This is a genomic window from Vibrio sp. B1FLJ16 (assembly GCF_905175385.1).
Lineage (GTDB): Bacteria > Pseudomonadota > Gammaproteobacteria > Enterobacterales > Vibrionaceae > Vibrio.
This window is the reverse complement of the sequence record NZ_HG992750.1, coordinates 1,634,382-1,652,272: the sequence shown is the minus strand read 5'-3', so window position 1 is coordinate 1,652,272 and position 17,891 is coordinate 1,634,382. Positions and strand designations below refer to the sequence as shown.

Below are 17,891 nucleotides of genomic sequence, written 5' to 3'. Positions count from 1 at the left end.
TAGGCCTCTCATCGACTTTTGATGAGAGGCTTTGGAGTTTGTATGTCTTATGATCTAGGTAACAATGACGTTGTCTTACGAGCGCAAGGGATTAGCAAGCATTTCCCCGGGGTTAAGGCACTGCAAAATGTCGATTTCTCACTGCGAAAAGGGGAGATCATGGCATTACTCGGCGAGAACGGGGCTGGGAAATCAACCTTGGTCAAAACGCTCACCGGGGTATATCAACGGGACGCGGGTGATATTTTCCTTGATGGGCAATCCATTTCACCGCAAAACACCGCGCATGCGCAGCAGTTAGGAATAGGAACGGTTTATCAGGAAGTGAACCTGCTACCTAATATGTCGGTTATGGATAACCTGTTTATTGGTAACGAACCGAAAAAATGGGGACTTGTCGACCGTAAAAGTATGGCGCAGCAAGCCAGCCAAATCATGTCCGGTTATGGTCTTAATTTGGACGTCACCCAACCACTCAACAGTTTTTCTGTTGCCATACAGCAAGTCATTTCTATCGCTAGAGCAGTATCGCTTTCGGCGAAAATTCTAATTCTCGATGAGCCAACGGCCAGTCTGGACAGCAGCGAAGTAGAAATGCTGTTTGGCATCATGCGCGATCTGCGTGCAAAAGGCATCAGTCTGGTGTTTATCACCCACTTTCTCGACCAGGTGTATGCAGTCAGCGACCGTATCACCGTGTTGCGAAATGGCGAGTTAGTCGGTACGCGAGAAACAAGCCAGCTTCCTCAGATTGAACTGGTTAAGCTGATGCTAGGGCGCGAACTGGAAGATAACGCACTTAAACGTGCAGGCAAAACCAAGTTCAGTGATGAGCCTGTGGTGGAATTTTCCAACTACGGAAAACGCGGCACGATTGAACCGTTTGACCTTAAAGTTCATGCCGGTGAGATAGTCGGGCTTGCGGGTTTACTTGGCTCAGGGCGTACTGAGACCGCTAAGGTTATCTTTGGTATAGAGTCTAATGACAGCGGTACCTGCAAACTGAAAAATCGCCTGACAAAAGTGAACTCAGCCCGGCAGGCATCACTGCATGGTTTCGGGTTCTGTCCGGAAGACCGTAAAACCGACGGTATTGTCGGTGCGGCATCGGTGCGGGAAAACATCATTTTAGCTCTACAGGCTCAACGCGGTTGGTTCCGGCCTATATCCCGTGCTGAACAGGAAGAAATGTCTCAACGTTTTATCAAACAACTGGACATCAAAACACCCAATATTGAGCAGCCGATTGAATTTCTGTCTGGTGGTAACCAACAGAAAGTTCTGCTGGCCCGCTGGTTATTAACCAAACCTAAATTCTTAATTCTTGATGAACCTACCCGTGGTATCGATGTTGGCGCACACGCAGAGATCATTCGTCTGATCGAATCCTTGTGTGCCAACGGTCTGGCTTTACTGGTTATCTCTTCCGAGCTGGAAGAACTAGTTGGTTACGCCGACCGGGTGATAGTGCTGCGGGATCGTAAGCAGGTAGCGGAAATCCAAACCGAAGATCTCTCCGTTCCTGCCATTATGCAAGCAATCGCGATGTGAGGTTCCGATGACAACAATTAATCATTCAACTCGCACTAACGCACCAACTAAATCCAGATTTAGTTTGCCCAAAGGTGCGCCACAAGTGCTGGCACTGTTGTGCCTATTTATCGTTAACGCGATCATCGCTGACAACTTCTTCTCCATCCATATTCAGGATGGGCGTCTGTTCGGCAGTGTGATCGACATTTTTAACCGCGGAGCGCCAGTAGCTCTGCTCACACTAGGTATGACATTGGTGATTGCTACAGGCGGTATCGATCTGTCCGTTGGGGCGGTGATGGCCATTAGTGGCGCGGTCTTGGCAAGTATGGCCTCACAGGGCTACTCGCCACCGACGATATTAGTTTGCGCACTGCTCTCTGGCGTCGTTTGCGGTCTGTGGAATGGCTTTCTGGTTGCGGTATTTAAGATCCAGCCGATTGTCGCCACGTTGATCCTCATGGTGGCAGGACGAGGCGTCGCGCAGCTGATCACTCAGGGGCAGATCGTTACCTTTACCAATGACACTCTGTCTTGGTTTGGTAGTGGTTCATTTTTACTCCTTCCGACCCCGATCATTCTGTTGATTATCGCCACGATAGGTATCTGGTGCTTAACCAAGAAGACCGCATTAGGGCTGTTTATTGAATCGGTAGGTATCAATATCAAGGCTGCAAAAAATGCCGGAATTAATACCCCTGTGATCGTGATGTCAGTCTATGTGCTGAGCGGTCTGATGGCGGCGCTTGCCGGGATCATTGTGGCAGCGGATATCAAAGGATCCGATGCAAATAACGCCGGTTTATGGCTCGAAATGGACGCCATCCTTGCGGTCGTGATCGGTGGTACGTCGCTAATGGGCGGCCGCTTTAACCTCCTGCTGGCTCTGGTTGGCGCTTTCATCATTCAGAGTATTAACACAGGCATTTTGCTTTCCGGCTATCAGCCGCAGTGGAACCATATTGTTAAATCCGTCGTCGTGTTACTGGTGCTGGTCATGCAGTCTCCGGCGGTGATCCAAGCTGTTAAGAGGAAATTCCATCATGATTAAACGTAACTTTCCTCTGTTCATTACCATCTGTGTTTTTCTGGTCGGCTATGTGTTCTGTGCGCTCGAATTTCCCGCATTTATGTCAACTAGAGTGATTTGTAACATTCTGACCGACAATGCCTTTTTGGGGATTCTTGCTGTCGGGATGACGTTTGTTATCCTTTCCGGAGGGATTGATCTCTCGGTGGGATCGGTGGTGGCGTTTACCGGGGTCTTTCTGGCGAAAATGATCGGCGATTGGAATGTTGACCCACTGGTAGCAATGTTTACGGTGCTCGTCATGGGCATGCTGTTTGGCGGCTTTATGGGCTGGATCATTGATACGCTAAAAATACCGGCGTTTATTGTTACCCTGGCAGGGATGTTCTTCTTGCGTGGGGCGAGCTTTCTGATTTCCGAGCAGTCTATACCGATTTTGGACCCGGTGTATAAAGATCTTTCCCGTACCGCTTGGCATATCTGGGGAGGAGGGCGTTTGAGCTTAATGGCGGTCATCATGCTGGTGGTGGTGGTACTAGGGATGCTGCTTGCACACCGCACACGTTTCGGTAACAACGTTTATGCGGTTGGCGGTAATGCAACCTCGGCAGGGCTAATGGGCGTACCGGTAAGACGCACAGTAATTGGCATCTATATGCTGTCGACGTTTCTGGCAACCTGCGCAGGTATCGTGTTCTCAATTTACACTTCTGCGGGCTATCCGTTAGCTGGGGTTGGTGTAGAACTGGATGCCATTGCAGCAGTTGTGATTGGCGGTACGCTGCTCTCTGGCGGTGTAGGAACGGTTTTGGGTTCGCTGTTTGGTGTGCTTATCCAGGGCTTAATTCAGACCTATATTACTTTTGACGGTACGCTAAGTTCTTGGTGGACAAAAATTATTGTTGGCATTTTGTTGTTTGGCTTTATTGGCTTACAACGCCTGTTGTTGGTCATGGGCGAACGGCGCAAACAAGTGGCCAATTCCGCAGTACTGAAATCTGCAACCAGTTAAGCGCTGTTAACAGAAATTAGAAAGGCTTTCGTAATGGTAGGCTGATAAGTTACAGGGGATCTGAGTTTAAAATTCAGATCCCTTCTTAGCACTTAAAATTTAAAAACATAAAACATGCAGTTTTGAGGGGAACTGTACGTTTGCCTTACCTGTAGTTATCCGAGGGAGTGTAGAAGTAAGCTTTTTAAAAACTATGCGTCATTTTGCAATCTAATACCCCATACCTCTCATTAACCTATTGATTATAAATTGAACTGTGATTCAAAAGACTGCATTATGGGGGTATGAAAAGCGGCTAAAAGCCGTATAAAAAGCGTTATAACCACGGCATAAAATGGAGTATTTATGATAGCAAGGGAATGGAAAGCTACTTGCCCTAAAGAGTATGAAGAAGGGTTTGTTGCATACCTGTATGAGACAGGTATCAAAGATACATCTAGTACACAAGGTTTCCTTGGTGCTCAAATTTTAAATCGAGATTTAGGCGATATTGCTGAAATCACGTTGTTGACTTATTGGGAAGATCTTGAATGTATCAAAGCATTTTCTGGTGAAGACATCAGTGTCGCCAAATTGTATCCAGAGGATGAAAAGTACAAATTGAATCCAGATCGTCATGTTAGCCACTATGAAGTCCGTGAGAACATGTGGTTATAACAAGCAATTTAAGAGGGATTCACAACGCTTGGCATTTTTGTTTCTACTTCAAATTTAGTGTTTATGGCACAATGCTTTAGGTTGGGTGGAGGCGTTGTTCACCCCTTAATTGGGCGTTATGCTCTATGCTGAAAAATGGAACTTTATGGAGGCTAGCATGAGTATCAAAGAGTCTGATTGGAAGGTCTTTTGCGAGATTAAAAATGAAGCTATTGAGCTATATTGCACTAGGCAGCTGAATGACGTTATAGAAACTATTACTAACGAGTCAGAATTGGCAGGGGAAAGGTTTCATTTCATGTGTCAGTATTCCAAAACATCTGAAAAGCAAATGAGGCTTATCTTTGATGGTCATTCTCGTAATAAGGCGTTTATTCAGCTTATGCTAATGTGTGAAGAAAACTTGGTTGCAGCAAAGCAGTTCGAACGTCTGTCGGATGAACTCAAAAAGGGCATTACAGAGTTGCTGGAAAGACGAGCATAACAAGTTGCTTAAGAGGGATTCAGCACGTGTGGCATTTTCGCTTTGCGGTGAGTTTAGGTGTTTATGGCGCCATGCAGAAACATCTTTATTGCGTGCTTCACCCCTTAGCAAAGCGTTAGCACTAGGTTGGTATCAAAGGTTAAAAGTTTCTGTTTTTATTGGTTTCTTTTCCTCTCTTTGCACCTGATCAAATGTGCCTTTCACGTTCGCTCCGGTGGCACTAGATGTATAGTTTTCGCTTGGATTTCACCGTTTACGGTTTCTAACTTTCGGGCTATTTCTCTGGCGTGGTTTCTTTGGCGCTGAGAAATTTTCGGCAAAACAAGCGTTTCTTTGTTTCTGTTGTTCAAGCTTGAAGCCCGTATTCTTTGCTAATTTGAAAGCGGTGAAAAAGGGCTGTTAACCATGTTTTTCTTCTAGCCAACTTGCGTTTTGTGGCTGAGTTCTAGTTTAGTCGTTGTCCATTTGGCTTTGGTGTTTTACTCCATAAATTTCGTGCTATATTTCAATATCTTGGCGTGTACCAAAAGCCAAAAGGGCAGTGTGCTAACAAACAGTTCAAGTGGGATTCAGCACGCGTGGCATTTTTGGTATGCGGTGGTTTCGGTGTTGAAGTGCAATACGGCGGCTTGGTTATTGCGTGCTTCACCCCTTAACTGGGCGTTAGCACTAGGTTGGTATCAAAGGCTAAAAGTTTCTGTTTTTATTGGTTTCTTTTCCTCGCTTTGCACCTGATCAAATGTGCCTTTCACGTTCGCTCCGGTGGCACTAGATGTATAGTTTTCGCTTGGATTTCACCGTTTACGGTTTCTAACTTTCGGGCTATTTCTCTGGCGTGGTTTCTTTGGCGCTGAGAAATTTTCGGCAAAACAAGCGTTTCTTTGTCGCTGTTGTTCGAGTTCGAAGCCCGTATTCTTTGCTAATTTGAAAGCGGTGAAAAAGGGCAGTTAAGCATGTTTTTCTTCTTGCCAACTTTCGCTTAAAGTTAGTTTCGAGTTTGGCAGCTGCCCGTTTGGTTTCAGTGTCTTAATTCATTAGTTTCGTGCTATATTTCAATATCTTGGCGTGTGCCAAAGGCTTAAAGAGCAGCGTGCTAACAAACAGTTCAAGTGGGATTCAGCACGCGTGGCATTTTGATATGCGTTTGATTTCGGTGTTGAAGTGCCATGCAGTAACATCGGTATTGCGTGCTTCACCCCTTAACTGGGCGTTATATTTATAGGTAAGTTATGCGATTTCAATTAGTTAAAGAATCGGATGTAGAATTACAGAAAGAGTTTCTATTGATAGCGCTTTGGACTCCTGATAATGAGCCAGACCACAAGCCTGATATTTTGGATATTCCTCATATCAAAGAGTATTATGCGAACTGGGGCAAGGATGGCGACCTTGGTTTCTTTGCTTTTTCATCTGAAGACAAGCCGGTGGGTTTAATCCAATTACGCCACAAATCTAGCCAAACTCACAAATATGCTGACTACCCTGAAGTTGCGATCGCTGTGCATCCGGAACATCGAGGTTTAGGCGTAGCTTCTTCTTTGATGCAACACTTGGTTGAAAACTCAGTCTCGGGTTTAAGGCTTGGTGTGCATCCTCAGAATACCTCAGCGATAAAATTGTATGAAAAGTTTGGATTTCGTGTGTATGAAGTAGCCCAAAGTGGATACCCACAAATGGTTCGAGAAAAATAAATATAACAAAGCGTTTAAGGCAGATTCCCAACGCATGGCGTTTTCAGTTCAAAGTTTAGCTTAAGTGTTTATGGCACAATAGTCTAGGTTCTGTGGTGGCGTTGCTCACTACTTAACGCGGCGTTATGTAGCTAAGCGGAAATAAGGATTAAGCGATTGAAAAATAAGCTAGTAGAGTTTCAACAACACCTTTCTCATTGTATTGATGACGAAGATAAATCCGAAGAACATCTAGATCGGATATTACCTTACATTGGTTTAATCGTTATGTATTTCAATTCATTAGAATCAGAACTCGATTCAGTTTTGTGCGAACACTTTACAGATCGTTCTGATGCACCAGGTTTAATAGTGTTGAATAAGCTTAATTATTCGTCAAAAGTAGATTTATTGAAGCGATTTTGTGATGATTTTCAGGTGGGTCTTGATCGTAAATTAGACGGCTACGAGCAAATCATTACAAATCTAAATGAGAGTGGTCGTCTCAGAAATATGGTCGTGCATGCTAATTGGGAAGCTACAGATGTCGAGGGCTATACTTATATAAAGCTCAAAATGTCGAAGAAAGGCATGAACCAAGAGTATGCGCAATTCACGGAAGATTCGATGGAGAAAATCACATCTTTGATCGTCAAAACCAAGAGTGATCTATGGGACTTCTGGGAGCATAGAAATGACGTATTGTACGGACGTGAGTCCGCTACATAACAAAGCATTTAAGACGGATTCTCAACGCTTGGCGATTTCAGTCAAGGTCAGCTTCAGTGCTAAATGTGGCAAGGTTTAGGTTGGGTGGTCGCGTTGTTCACCACTTAATGCGGCGTTAGCCCTATCAGAGGAAAATAATGAAATCTGCAGTATTAGTTATTGATGTTCAGTCGATTCTGTTCGACCCGGAACCTCAACCATTTGAATCACAAATCGTACTCACCAAAATTAATGAGGTTACGAAATTGGCGCGTGCTAAGTCTGTCCCAGTTATCTTTGTCCAGCACGAGCAAACTAAATCTGTTATTGAATACGAAAGTGCTGGTTGGGCATTGCAGTCCAGCTTAATTACACAAACTGGTGACCATTTCGTCCGCAAAACAACACCAGACTCGTTCTTGAATACTAATCTTCAAAGTGTTTTGAATGAACTTGATGTAGATAGCTTAATTGTGTGTGGTTACGCATCAGAGTTTTGCGTTGATACTACCATTCGCAGAGCTGCAGGTTTAGGCTATCCCGTAACTTTGGTTTCGGATGCTCACACAACTCATGATAAGGAGCACGCCAGTGGGGCTCAAATTCGAGAGCATCACAATGCCACGTTATCTAGTATTTCTAGTTTCGGTGTCAAAATCGAAGCGGTAGAGGCGCGCAACCTTTGGGCATAGGGCTAACAATCAATTTAAGAGTGATTCAGCACGCTTGGCATTTTTAGTTTGGGTTAAGTTTGGTGATTACGGTGGTTAAATTGAGTGTCGTGGTTGCGTGCTTCACATATATGGTCTCCCCCAGTTTTGCAAGTGAGCAGTGTGATTAAAAGCGCAGGTTAACTACCATATATACGGCCTGTTTTAGCGGCTATTGCCTTGGCCAAGATGAGGCAGTCGAACACGAAGTCCTAATCACCTTATCGACTTTAAAAGTCAGTGTGAGCACAAGGTTTTCAACGTGTAGGATTTATCCTGATATTCATCTCACTACGTACTTTGCAAAGGGGTGGTGATGGTTGTTGTCTTATGCTGGTTGGTACTCTTCTTTCTTGGTTGTGACTGCCCAGGCAATCCGCATGAATTTATTGGCGAGGGCGACAGCGGCACGATTGGCTCCTCGCCGCTCTTGGATGTCCAACATCCACTTACTGAGTTTATCGGATTTGAATTTGGCTCGCCTTAAAGCCGCCCTTGCGCCGTGAACGAGTAAAGAGCGAATGTAAGTATTGCCCTGCTTAGTTATCCCTAGAAGCGTGACATTGCCGCCCGTGGTATCTTGTTTTGGAACCAGCCCCATTGCAGCGGATGCATCTCGCCCAGTCTTAAATTGTTGGCCTGAGCCGAGCCATACAGCGACAGCTTGGCTAGTCAGAGGCCCGAAACCAGGGATCGACATGAGTCGTTTGGCATTATCGAATTGTTTCACCGTTTGGTTGAGTTTCTCGTCAAACCATTGAATCTGTTCATCGATGTATAAATAACGCTCGTATTGATGGGCTAGCAGCTCACGCAAAGTTGGCGAGAGTAGGTTTTCAGAATTTTCCATTATTTCAGGAATGGTTTGTCTAAAGGAGGCTTTTCCTTTAGATATAACAATGCCGTATTCAGCAAGGAGGCCTCGAACTTGATTAATCAATCGGGTTCTCTCGGTTACGCATAATCTACGCATTCGAATCAATGATTGAATGTCTTGTTGTTCGATGGATTTGTGTGGAACGGTATAGTTTCGTTGGTATAGAGCGAGCTCAGCAATCGCTTCAGCATCGTTATAGTCATTCTTTTGTTTACGACGTTGATTTTTGACATGCTGGGGCGGATACAGGAGGAGTTTGTGGCCAAACTTTTCGAACTCACGAGCCCAGTAATGCGCACCAGAACAAGCTTCCATCGCGATGATGCAGAGAGTTTGCGCTGCGATGTAGTCAAGTAGTTTACTTCGTGGAAGTTTTTTACGACTGAGGTTTCTTCCTTTATGATTGATTTCAAAAAGAAAGAAAATATTTTTTGCTAAGTCGATGCCGATGATTTTATGCTGAGTCATGGTCTTCTCCTTCTGCTTCGGATCTGAACACTCCAAGCATGGCTTACAGTCATGTGAAGTGGTAGGGGGAGAACATCTCATCACCTTAATAGGGCGTTGTGTTTTTAAGAGGAAATCATGTTTACACTGGAAGTTGAAAAAGGGTTGCAACTTGCTTTGGTAGAGCCCCAATTTGCCCCTTTGTATCTCGAAATAGTCACAAGAGAGCGCAAATATTTAAGTCACTGGTTGGCTTGGCCTCCACACGCAGATGGCGAAGATTTCTTTCTTAGCTTTATAAAACGATCTCTGCATGATTACGCTGAGGGGAAATCACTTGTTTGTGCTATTTTCTACGCTGAGAAATTAGTTGGCAATATTAGTTTTAATAGCATTGATTACGATCTCGAAAAAGTGGAAATTGGCTACTGGCTAAGTTCTGAATATCAAGGTCATGGTATTGTAAGCAAATCAGTTTCCAAGTTAGTTGAAATTGCGTTCACTGAGCTAAACATGCAAAAAGTTCAAATATCAGCGGCAGTCGAAAATAAGCCAAGCCGCAATGTTTGTGAACGTTTGGGTTTTAGGCTTGAGGGTATTGTCACTCGTTCGGAAAACCTAAATGGTCGTATTGTTGATCACGCAATTTATGGGTTAAGTCGTAAAATTTGAGCCAAAACACAACAATTGTTCAAGAGGGATTCACAACGCGTGGCATTTTTACTATGCGTTGATTTTTGTGATTAAGGTGGTGTGCGGCGGCATCAGTATTGCGTTGTTCACCCCTTAAGCGGGCGTTATAACGCAGGGAAGCATATGGGAAAACAGGACTTATCCAAAATGGGGGCGGCTCATGTTTCAATTGGGGAGTTTGAGGGCGAGCCTTGTATTTATAAAGGAGATGCATCTGATGTTGAACTTAATTTCTATCAGTTTGCAGCTACGGCATTAGATGGTGTAAATACTCCCAAACTACTTAATATTAGTGGCAATAACTTAGTTATCGAGTACATTCCCCATAGTATTACGTTCGATGGTCTACACGCTAATAAAAGTACTTTTGAGCAATTAGCATTCATTCATAATTCGAAGTTCCAGCCAGAGTTTCCAGTAAAGAACCACGCTTGGGATTCACGCTCTACTGACCTTGCATTGAGTAGATTAAACTTGCCTGAGGTAACCCAAGATTCTATAAGAACTGTTCAGCATTTATCATTCGAGTTATTCGACTTTAAAGGACTAATATCGGGCGATAGCAATGAGGGGAACTGGGGTACTAGAGGTAATGGCGAACTTGTTTTGTTTGACTGGGAGCGGTTTGGTTTTGGTAGTCCTGCAATTGATTTGGCTCCTTTGGTTAGAGGTTTAGGAACAAGCCGTGATTATGAGTCAATAGTAGAAAAATACGTCCAATACTCTTCCAAGTTGTCCCAAGATAAACTGCAAAGACATTTGATTCTTGCGAAAGTTTGGTTGGTTGTCGAAGTCACTAATATCTTGACATTTCGAGGTAAATCATCAGCCTCTATGTACTTCAATTGGTTTAGAGAAAATGTACCTAGTTGGTTGATTTCGGTGGAAAAAACGTTATAACAAACAGTTCAAGAGGGATTCAGCACGCGTGGTATTTTGGGTTTAAGTTAGGCTTAGTGATTAAGGCGTTCAAATTGAGTGTTGTAGTAGCGCGCTTCCCACCTTAATTGGGCTACATGAACTCCCTCTTTTGTCAACAATAGTTCTCTCTGACAACAGTGGATCGGACTCCACAGAATGCTATTTGAGCAGTCACATTGAGGTTAGTACAGTGTTGTCTCACAACGCGATTGCAAGCATCTCAAGTATGTCGAGGGTATTAGATAAATTTAGCTTCAGCAGCTGAGTAACAGTCCCCACCAATAAAAATGCGACTCTGCATTAAATACATACCCCTCTTTTCCATCAAGCAATGAGCCTGAAGCTGAATTACTGAATTGAGAGGGATTGGCTTGATATAGCGAACATCAAGTCGAGCTGTCATAGCGCAAACATCACGAGCGAATAGGCAATGAGTCATTGCTGCGTCGTGCAATGTAGCTATCACACCGCCCTGCATGACACCTTGATAGCCTTGCACTTTTTTAGTTGGTACAATTTGCCCCACAACACCTCCGTCAGCCGTTAACTCAAAGTGGATGGCACTATGATCGTTGAAAAAAGGCTGGCAGCAAACCGCACATTGTTGGTGATTTTTGGGGATATAAATAGACATACAATACTACTCGGTTAGAAAAGACGATAAGACTAGAGGTGTAAACAAAGTGGCAAGACCAAAAAAAGAGCGCAACATTTGCCGAAGCGCGCCATACGAGTGTTTTAAACCTAATGGCGTGCCTCTTTCTCAACTCGATAAAGTTGAGCTGTTGGCCGAGGAACTCGAAGCTCTGCGCCTGGCCGATCTCGAAGATCTCAGTCAAGCAGAAGCAGCGGCTAGCATGGGAGTCTCTAGGCAGACATTTGGCAATATCGTAAAGCGTGCTCGTGCCAAAGTAGCTCAGAGCTTAGTTCATGGTCATGCACTCATGTTTAGTCGCGAATCATAGCTAGAACCTAAAAGGCACTTGCGGTTCCTGTATTTGGTAAAGTACACGCGCATGCTCATCGCACGTTTCGACGCAGTTGCACTCTCTTTCTATTTCAATACTAGCCAGCCCACCACAACTGCCTTGTATCGTTTGACGTTTTAGCATCACGCCTATCGCCATCAAGACCACAACAACCAAAAAAGTCACAAAGCTGATTAGGTATATCATTATTTTTTCTCTGGTTGGTTGAGTAACTTAAACGCTTTCGCCAAGTGATTCATCGCTTGTGGCGAAAGCTTACTAGTGAGTACTCGAGGTCTGTAACTCTTCGTTCACTGTATGCTTCTCGCATACCAATCACAGCAGAACGTGATTTACTCTGACTTGAACAGCTTGCTTTATTTTTATTCGCTGACGGCCGAGCAAATTCAATTTGAGTGACTGGAGTTAATTGGTTTTCATCAAAGCTCTCCAGAGAGAACCCACGCGGTGCACTCAGAACACGAACATTGAGCTTAAATAGTGTACTCAGCATATTCGAACCAATTGAACGAACGACAACAGCATTCACCTGATTATCTTGCAATACTTCACGCCAAAAGTGCTTATGACCACAACACGATGATGACTTAGGCAGCTCAAGGATTCGTTTGGCATTGGTTTGGTTATCCCACAGCATAATCTGAGGGGCTTTGGCAAAATGATTGGAAAGAGAAGATTCGCGGCAGGGAATGGCAAACAACATAGTGTTCTCCTTTATCTGTGTAAGGAGAACACTATACAATTAGTTATTGGCATATGCCAATAACTAATTATGGAAAATTAGGATCCACCGTATTACTACTTTGAGCGGCTATTCAGTGCCTTGACTGACATGAATGCAGCTCTAGCAAAGTTATGCCCTGAAGCTTGCTACGTTTCAAAATACGTTACAGATAGTCAGGTATTTTTGATATACAAAAAGTGATATTTGGCAAAACGCAAGACTTGTCCCTATATCCCTCCGAACATTAAGCGATAACTGCTTAGTCATCTTTACACACCTTTACATCACATTACGTAACGTTACCTACATTAGCATATCCTTAAATAGAAGGTTTAAGAGAAGGAAAACGTCATGAAAATCAAAAGCACAATAATTGCGTTACTCTGCATCGCTATTGCTTTCGGAGCCGTGGCTGGTGGAATGAATAAAGGCATGAACAACAATATGTCGCGTCCAGTATTTTCACAGTTTGATCTGGATGGCAATGGCCAGATAACGGAAGCTGAGTTTAATCAAGCGCGGTCTGAGCGTATTGCTCAACGAGCAGAGGAGGGGCGTAAGTTGAAAAATATCAATCAAAGCCATACGTTTGCTTCGCTAGATAAGAATTTAGACAGTGTTATTTCTGAGCAAGAGTTTATCGCTCATCAAAGCGCAGCTATTCCTAGAGCTGGAATGGGCAAAGGTAAAAACAATCAGTAAGTTAAAAATATCAGGTCTCCATTGCGAGGCCTGACTTATTTTGAGACCTTGAGTGCAAAGTTGTTTACGGCTGTATGCTAATTTTTATTTAAGCTACAGCTAATATACCTAGGGTAAAGGAATCGTTATGACTGGATACAGTTGGTTGCAGAGGGCGTTGTTTATTCCTCCTGTTTTACTAGGCATCGCGCTATTGATCGTGGCACCGAGAATGAAGGCCGAACCGCCCAAAGCGAGTACTGCCGCCCCTAAAAAGGTGGTGCGAGTGCTGAAAGTTGAGCCACGAAACATCCAACCTTCAGCCTTCGGATATGGGCATACTGAACCCGCTCAAGATTGGCAGGCACAGTCCGAACTCGACGGCGCAGTTGTATGGGTTTCCGAGCAATACAAAACTGGCACCATTATTCGTAAAGATAGCGAAATCCTCAGAATCGATCCCGCCTCTTATCAGCTCATTATTGCTCGCTTGCAGGCAGAGCTTGAAGTACTAACGCTGACAAAACAAACAATTATCGATTCACTCAAGATTGCAGAGAAAGAGTTTCAGGTACAACAGTCAGAATATGCACGCTCAATCAAATTAAGTGAGACCGGGCATATCTCCAAAACAGAGAAAGACCGCGCGACCAAAGAGCTGCTTAGTAGCCAGCAACAGCTCCAGACTCAAAAAAACCAGCTAGCGATTAATCAAGCCCAGCAGAAGGTATTACAAACGGAACTTGCTCTCGCAAACCGCGATCTTGAACAAACCGTGATTAAAGCCCCGTTTGATATTCGCATTGTTGAAACCTTGGTTGGGCTTGCTGAGTATGTCAATAAGGGGGAGTTGCTGCTCAAAGCGGATGGCATTGACGCCGTCGAGGTACGCGCGCAGTTTCCGCTTGGTAAAATGCGCCCGCTAAGAAATTCCAATCACTTAGACTCGCTTGACGAAGATGTTCATAGCAACTTGAGCGCGACAGTCGAGCTCCAGGCTGGCGATAAAGTGATCACTTGGCCTGCCGCGGTCAGCCGATCCGGAGGTGAAATCGATGCTCAGACTCAAAGTCAAAGCCTCGTCGCTCAAATCAATCAGCCTTATCAGCAAGCGATCCCGGGTGAGAAACCACCACTTATTCGAGGGACTTTTGTTAAAGTGACGCTTAAAGCTCCGGTTATGGAGCAACAAGTACTGCTACCGATAAACGCCATTCATGACGGTAAAGTTTACACTGTCTCTGAAGGAAAACTGAGAATCAAACCTGTGAGCGTTGATTTTATCCAAGGGCAGGTTGCGGTGATCAAATCTGGCGTGGAATTCGGTGATGTGGTTGCACTAAGTAAACTTTCTCCCGCCGTTGAGGGGATGTCTTTACAACCGCAACCGGATGAGAAAATCGGCCTCTGGTTGGATACGCATAGCGGATTTAAAGCTGTAAATGCGATTCAGAAAGAGGGCAAGCTATGATCGCTTTTTTCGCACGACACGCCACTGGCGCCAATGTACTGATGATGGCAGTACTTCTGTTAGGGGGTTTTGCCTTGCCCAAACTTCAGAAAGACACTTTTCCGCTCACCCCGACCAAAAATATTGAAGTTCGAATCGTTTATCCGGGCGCGTCTCCTTTTGAGATGATGGAAGAGGTGTGTTACCCGTTAGAAGACTCACTCGATAAGCTGAGTGGAATTAAAGAGTTAAGCTGTGATGCCAGAGAGAATTTGGTCATCGCCAATGTGGAAATCGGTGATGATGAGGACATAGACACCTTAACCAGCGATATTCAGCAGCAGGTTAACGCCATAAATGACTTTCCGGATCGGGTTGAGCAGATGACGGTGTCGAAACTGGACAGAGTGGCGACGGTGGCCAGTGTCGCTATTACCGGCAATATGTCAGATAGGGACTTATATCTTTACGCCCAACAAATTAAACACAAGCTAAAAGGCAGTCCAATGATCACGCAGGTGACCGTGAGCGGTTTTGCGGATCAAGAAATAGAAATTCGCGTGTCGCAGTGGAAGTTGCAACAGTACGGCCTGAGTGTGTCTGACTTGTCCAATCTGGTACAACAGCAAAGTATTAGCACTCCGGCTGGTGTATTTAGTAATGACTTGGAAGAGATCAGTGTCCGTTTCGACCACTTAGGTAGTAACGTCAGAGACTTCGAAAATATTGTGATTAAATCCAGTGAGGCGGGGACTCAGGTTCGTTTGGGTGATGTTGCCGTTATTCAGCAGAAGTTCAGTACCGATGAAAATCAAATCCTGTTCAATGGCCAGCGTGCCGCTTTGCTTCAGGTGTCTAAAACACAATTTCAGGATACTTTGACGGTTAAGGATGCGATCGTCAGCATTGTTGAAAAAGAACAAGCGAAAGCCCCTGAAGGCGTCGCTTTAACCATCACGCAAGATTCCAGCACTAACATTATTGAACGCCTGAGAATTCTTACCAGCAATGGCGTACAAGGGTTGGCACTGGCATTTTTGATGTTGTGGGCGTTCTTTAATATTCGCTTTAGCTTTTGGGTCACCATGGGGCTGCCGGTTTCATTTCTTGGCGCTATTTTTACGATACAACTTCTCGGTTATACCCTGAATATGATGACGCTGGTCGGGCTGATTGTTGCCATTGGTCTGCTAATGGATGACTCTTTGATCATTGCAGAAAACATCGCAGCCAAGAGGCAAAAAGGATTGTCTGCGTTTGACGCTGCGGTTGAAGGCACCAAGCAAGTTTTCCCTGGTGTGATCGCATCGTTTGCTACCACCATCATGGTGATAGGGCCGCTGATGTTTCTCACGGGTAATATGGGCGAAGTATTACGCTATATTCCCATCGTGTTATTGATTACGTTACTTGTCAGTCTGACAGAAGCTTTCTTGATCCTGCCGTCTCATTTGGCGCACAGCCATACTGAATTTCGCTCCAACCCTATACGGGATAAATTCATTGCTGGGTTTGAAAATATCAGAGATAGATTTTTCGTGCCAGTGAGTGTCAAAGCGATGAATACGCCTTATCTTTCACTGGGGATACTGGTGATGGTGGTGATGATCTCGACAGCTTCTATTTCGTCAGGCTTTTTGAAATTCAAAGCCATGCCTGCTTTGGAAAGCGATGTGCTGCAAGCGCGCATCTTGCTCCCGCAGGGTACTTTACTTAGCCAGACAGAGACGGTGGTAGAGAAAGTATCTACCGCGCTTGAAGATCTCAATCAAGATTACGCAGAGAAATACCCAAGCTCACAACCTTTGGTCGCGAGCACCACCATCATGTTCAACTCAAATTCTGATGCCAATGAATCGGGGCCGCACATGGCAACCGTCAGTGCCGATCTTCTACCAGCGCAGTTTAGGCAGCAGAACATTAAAGATCTAATTCAAGATTGGAAACAAAAAGTAGGACCCACGGCAGATGTCGTTTCACTCAAGTTCACCGATAAAGAACGTGGCATTGCCGGCAATGGTATTGATATTCGAGTTCAAGGGGATTCTTTAGAACAGCTCAATCAAGTTAGCCGCTCGCTTGTGAAGTGGTTGAAGGGATTTGATGGTGTCTATAACCTTTCCACCGATCTGCGTGAGGGTAGGACCGAATTCCACGTTAACCTTAAAGATGAAGCCGGCGTGATGGGAGTTAATGCTTCCAATGTTGCTCAAACGCTGCGCAGTGCGGTAAAAGGCAGCACTGATCTGACGGTTTTCCAACAAGGTGAGCTGGTGGATATTAGTGTGAGATTGGATGAGTTTACTCACCAAGCTAGCCTGTATGAGCTGAATAATTTGATGGTGACGGCAGGTAATGGAACCCTTGTTCCGCTATCAAGTGTGGCGACGTTTGACAAAGAACAAGGTTTCTCACGGATCCACCGCATTAATGGGATGAATACGGTGGTTGTCCAAGGCAACATCGATACTCGGGTTGCCAATGCGCGTGAAGTCATGCTGCAGTTCAATAGTGAATTTGTTCCGCAAATTCAACAGAAATTCCCAGAGGTCAGTTTTGCCTCTCAAGGTCAGGATAAAGAAAGCTCAGATACGGGCTCCTCACTAGCGACCTTCTTTGCTCTTGGCCTGGTGGGGATCTATCTTATCTTAGTTTTCCTTTTCCAAAGTTACACCCAACCTATCGCAGTGCTGCTGGCGATACCTATGGGCTGGATTGGTGTGGTATGGGGGCATCTAGGTATGGGGTTTGATTTGACTATTCCAAGTCTGGTTGGCTTTGCAACCTTAGCGGGTATTGTCGTTAACGATAACATTTTGTTGGTCAACTTTATTAAGCAGAATTTCACCCAAGGCGAGCGCTTGATAGATGCTTGTCGAGCGGCGGTGCGTGACCGATTCAGAGCGATATTTATTACCTCGTTAACCACTTTTGCAGGCTTACTTCCACTGTTAACTGAAACTAGCACACAGGCGCAATTTCTGATCCCGCTAATTGCCAGTATTGCGTTTGGCTTAGTCTCAGCCACGTTACTCGCGTCAATTGTTGTGCCTTGCGTGCTGCTTATTTTGGATGATTTAAAGCTAACTAAATGGTCACAATATGGGCTAGAGGCGCAACCTAACCTCTGAGGTCCTTGGGATTACAGTCCGAACCGAGTAATTCGGCTCCGCATGAAAATGGTAGTTTATACCCAAGTGACTTCAAGATGCAGGGTTCAGAGCGTTGTCACTGGTGCTAGTTCAAGGCTTATTCACAAAGTAAGTAACGCAGTGGAATAGCGAGCTCTTTCCAAGTTATTTGAC

At 44.7% G+C, this 17,891-nt stretch carries 19 protein-coding genes and 1 pseudogene; 16 read left to right on the top strand and 4 right to left on the bottom strand.

Going from position 1 to position 17,891, the window contains the following annotated elements; all coding sequences use genetic code 11:
• The first annotated feature begins 42 nt into the window (after positions 1–42).
• From ytfR to KHN79_RS21335, 10 genes and pseudogenes are all read left to right on the top strand, one after another.
• Positions 43–1,551: a galactofuranose ABC transporter, ATP-binding protein YtfR gene (gene ytfR / locus KHN79_RS21375; RefSeq protein WP_182010483.1), complete on the top strand. Its 1,509-nt coding sequence runs from the start codon at positions 43–45 to the stop codon at positions 1,549–1,551.
• Positions 1,552–1,558: 7 nt separating this feature from the next.
• Positions 1,559–2,584, top strand: a complete 1,026-nt coding sequence (gene ytfT, locus KHN79_RS21370) for a galactofuranose ABC transporter, ATP-binding protein YtfT (protein WP_182010482.1) — start codon at positions 1,559–1,561, stop codon at positions 2,582–2,584.
• Positions 2,577–3,575, top strand: a complete 999-nt coding sequence (gene yjfF, locus KHN79_RS21365; RefSeq protein ID WP_182010481.1) for a galactofuranose ABC transporter, permease protein YjfF — start codon at positions 2,577–2,579, stop codon at positions 3,573–3,575. Before ytfT ends, yjfF begins: the two co-directional genes overlap by 8 nt.
• Before the next feature lie 345 nt (positions 3,576–3,920).
• Positions 3,921–4,232, top strand: coding sequence for an antibiotic biosynthesis monooxygenase (locus tag KHN79_RS21360; RefSeq protein WP_182010480.1), 312 nt, complete (start codon positions 3,921–3,923; stop codon positions 4,230–4,232).
• A gap of 157 nt (positions 4,233–4,389) precedes the next feature.
• The gene (locus KHN79_RS21355; RefSeq protein WP_182010479.1) at positions 4,390–4,716 is read left to right on the top strand and encodes a hypothetical protein; all 327 of its coding nucleotides are present in this window, start codon (positions 4,390–4,392) and stop codon (positions 4,714–4,716) included.
• A 518-nt stretch (positions 4,717–5,234) separates the two neighbouring features.
• Positions 5,235–5,372, top strand: coding sequence for a DUF3265 domain-containing protein (locus tag KHN79_RS21835; protein ID WP_079858596.1), 138 nt, complete (start codon positions 5,235–5,237; stop codon positions 5,370–5,372).
• A 409-nt stretch (positions 5,373–5,781) separates the two neighbouring features.
• Positions 5,782–5,919: pseudogene (locus KHN79_RS21830) on the top strand (DUF3265 domain-containing protein).
• 26 nt (positions 5,920–5,945) lie between these two features.
• Entirely contained in the window at positions 5,946–6,407 is a 462-nt protein-coding gene (locus tag KHN79_RS21345) for a GNAT family N-acetyltransferase (protein WP_182010478.1), read from the top strand.
• Positions 6,408–6,563: 156 nt separating this feature from the next.
• Positions 6,564–7,115, top strand: a complete 552-nt coding sequence (locus tag KHN79_RS21340; protein WP_182010477.1) for a hypothetical protein — start codon at positions 6,564–6,566, stop codon at positions 7,113–7,115.
• A gap of 137 nt (positions 7,116–7,252) precedes the next feature.
• Entirely contained in the window at positions 7,253–7,786 is a 534-nt protein-coding gene (locus KHN79_RS21335; RefSeq protein ID WP_021706455.1) for a cysteine hydrolase family protein, read from the top strand.
• A 346-nt stretch (positions 7,787–8,132) separates the two neighbouring features.
• On the opposite strand, the gene KHN79_RS21330 is transcribed toward KHN79_RS21335, so the two are convergent.
• Positions 8,133–9,149: an IS110 family transposase gene (locus tag KHN79_RS21330; RefSeq protein WP_182011118.1), complete on the bottom strand. Its 1,017-nt coding sequence runs from the start codon at positions 9,147–9,149 to the stop codon at positions 8,133–8,135.
• Positions 9,150–9,266: 117 nt separating this feature from the next.
• Between KHN79_RS21330 and KHN79_RS21325 the strand changes: the two genes are divergently transcribed.
• A complete protein-coding gene (locus KHN79_RS21325) occupies positions 9,267–9,800 on the top strand; it encodes a GNAT family protein (RefSeq protein WP_182011119.1) in 534 nt (177 codons plus the stop codon).
• A gap of 144 nt (positions 9,801–9,944) precedes the next feature.
• On the top strand, positions 9,945–10,721 hold the full coding sequence (locus KHN79_RS21315) for a choline kinase (RefSeq protein WP_182011120.1): 777 nt from the start codon (positions 9,945–9,947) through the stop codon (positions 10,719–10,721).
• Between the two features lie 259 nt (positions 10,722–10,980).
• Here KHN79_RS21315 and KHN79_RS21310 read toward each other — a convergent pair whose 3' ends face one another.
• Positions 10,981–11,376 carry a PaaI family thioesterase gene (locus KHN79_RS21310; protein ID WP_182011121.1) on the bottom strand — a complete coding sequence of 132 codons (396 nt, stop codon included), beginning with the start codon at positions 11,374–11,376 and terminating at the stop codon, positions 10,981–10,983.
• A 49-nt stretch (positions 11,377–11,425) separates the two neighbouring features.
• Here KHN79_RS21310 and KHN79_RS21305 point away from each other — a divergent pair, with 49 nt between their 5' ends.
• The gene (locus tag KHN79_RS21305) at positions 11,426–11,707 is read left to right on the top strand and encodes a DUF134 domain-containing protein (RefSeq protein ID WP_182011122.1); all 282 of its coding nucleotides are present in this window, start codon (positions 11,426–11,428) and stop codon (positions 11,705–11,707) included.
• On the opposite strand, the gene nqrM is transcribed toward KHN79_RS21305, so the two are convergent.
• Together nqrM and KHN79_RS21295 are read right to left on the bottom strand one after the other, a co-directional pair.
• Entirely contained in the window at positions 11,708–11,917 is a 210-nt protein-coding gene (gene nqrM, locus KHN79_RS21300) for a (Na+)-NQR maturation NqrM (RefSeq protein WP_182011123.1), read from the bottom strand.
• Between the two features lie 49 nt (positions 11,918–11,966).
• Entirely contained in the window at positions 11,967–12,434 is a 468-nt protein-coding gene (locus tag KHN79_RS21295; protein ID WP_182011124.1) for a NifB/NifX family molybdenum-iron cluster-binding protein, read from the bottom strand.
• 372 nt (positions 12,435–12,806) lie between these two features.
• Here KHN79_RS21295 and KHN79_RS21290 point away from each other — a divergent pair, with 372 nt between their 5' ends.
• From KHN79_RS21290 to KHN79_RS21280, 3 genes are all read left to right on the top strand, one after another.
• Complete coding sequence (locus KHN79_RS21290) at positions 12,807–13,157, top strand: EF-hand domain-containing protein (protein WP_182011125.1); 351 nt, start codon at positions 12,807–12,809, stop codon at positions 13,155–13,157.
• A 127-nt stretch (positions 13,158–13,284) separates the two neighbouring features.
• Complete coding sequence (locus KHN79_RS21285; protein ID WP_182011126.1) at positions 13,285–14,607, top strand: HlyD family efflux transporter periplasmic adaptor subunit; 1,323 nt, start codon at positions 13,285–13,287, stop codon at positions 14,605–14,607.
• A complete protein-coding gene (locus KHN79_RS21280) occupies positions 14,604–17,717 on the top strand; it encodes an efflux RND transporter permease subunit (protein WP_182011127.1) in 3,114 nt (1,037 codons plus the stop codon). The genes KHN79_RS21285 and KHN79_RS21280 overlap by 4 nt, the downstream gene beginning before the upstream one ends.
• Positions 17,718–17,891 lie beyond the last annotated feature (174 nt).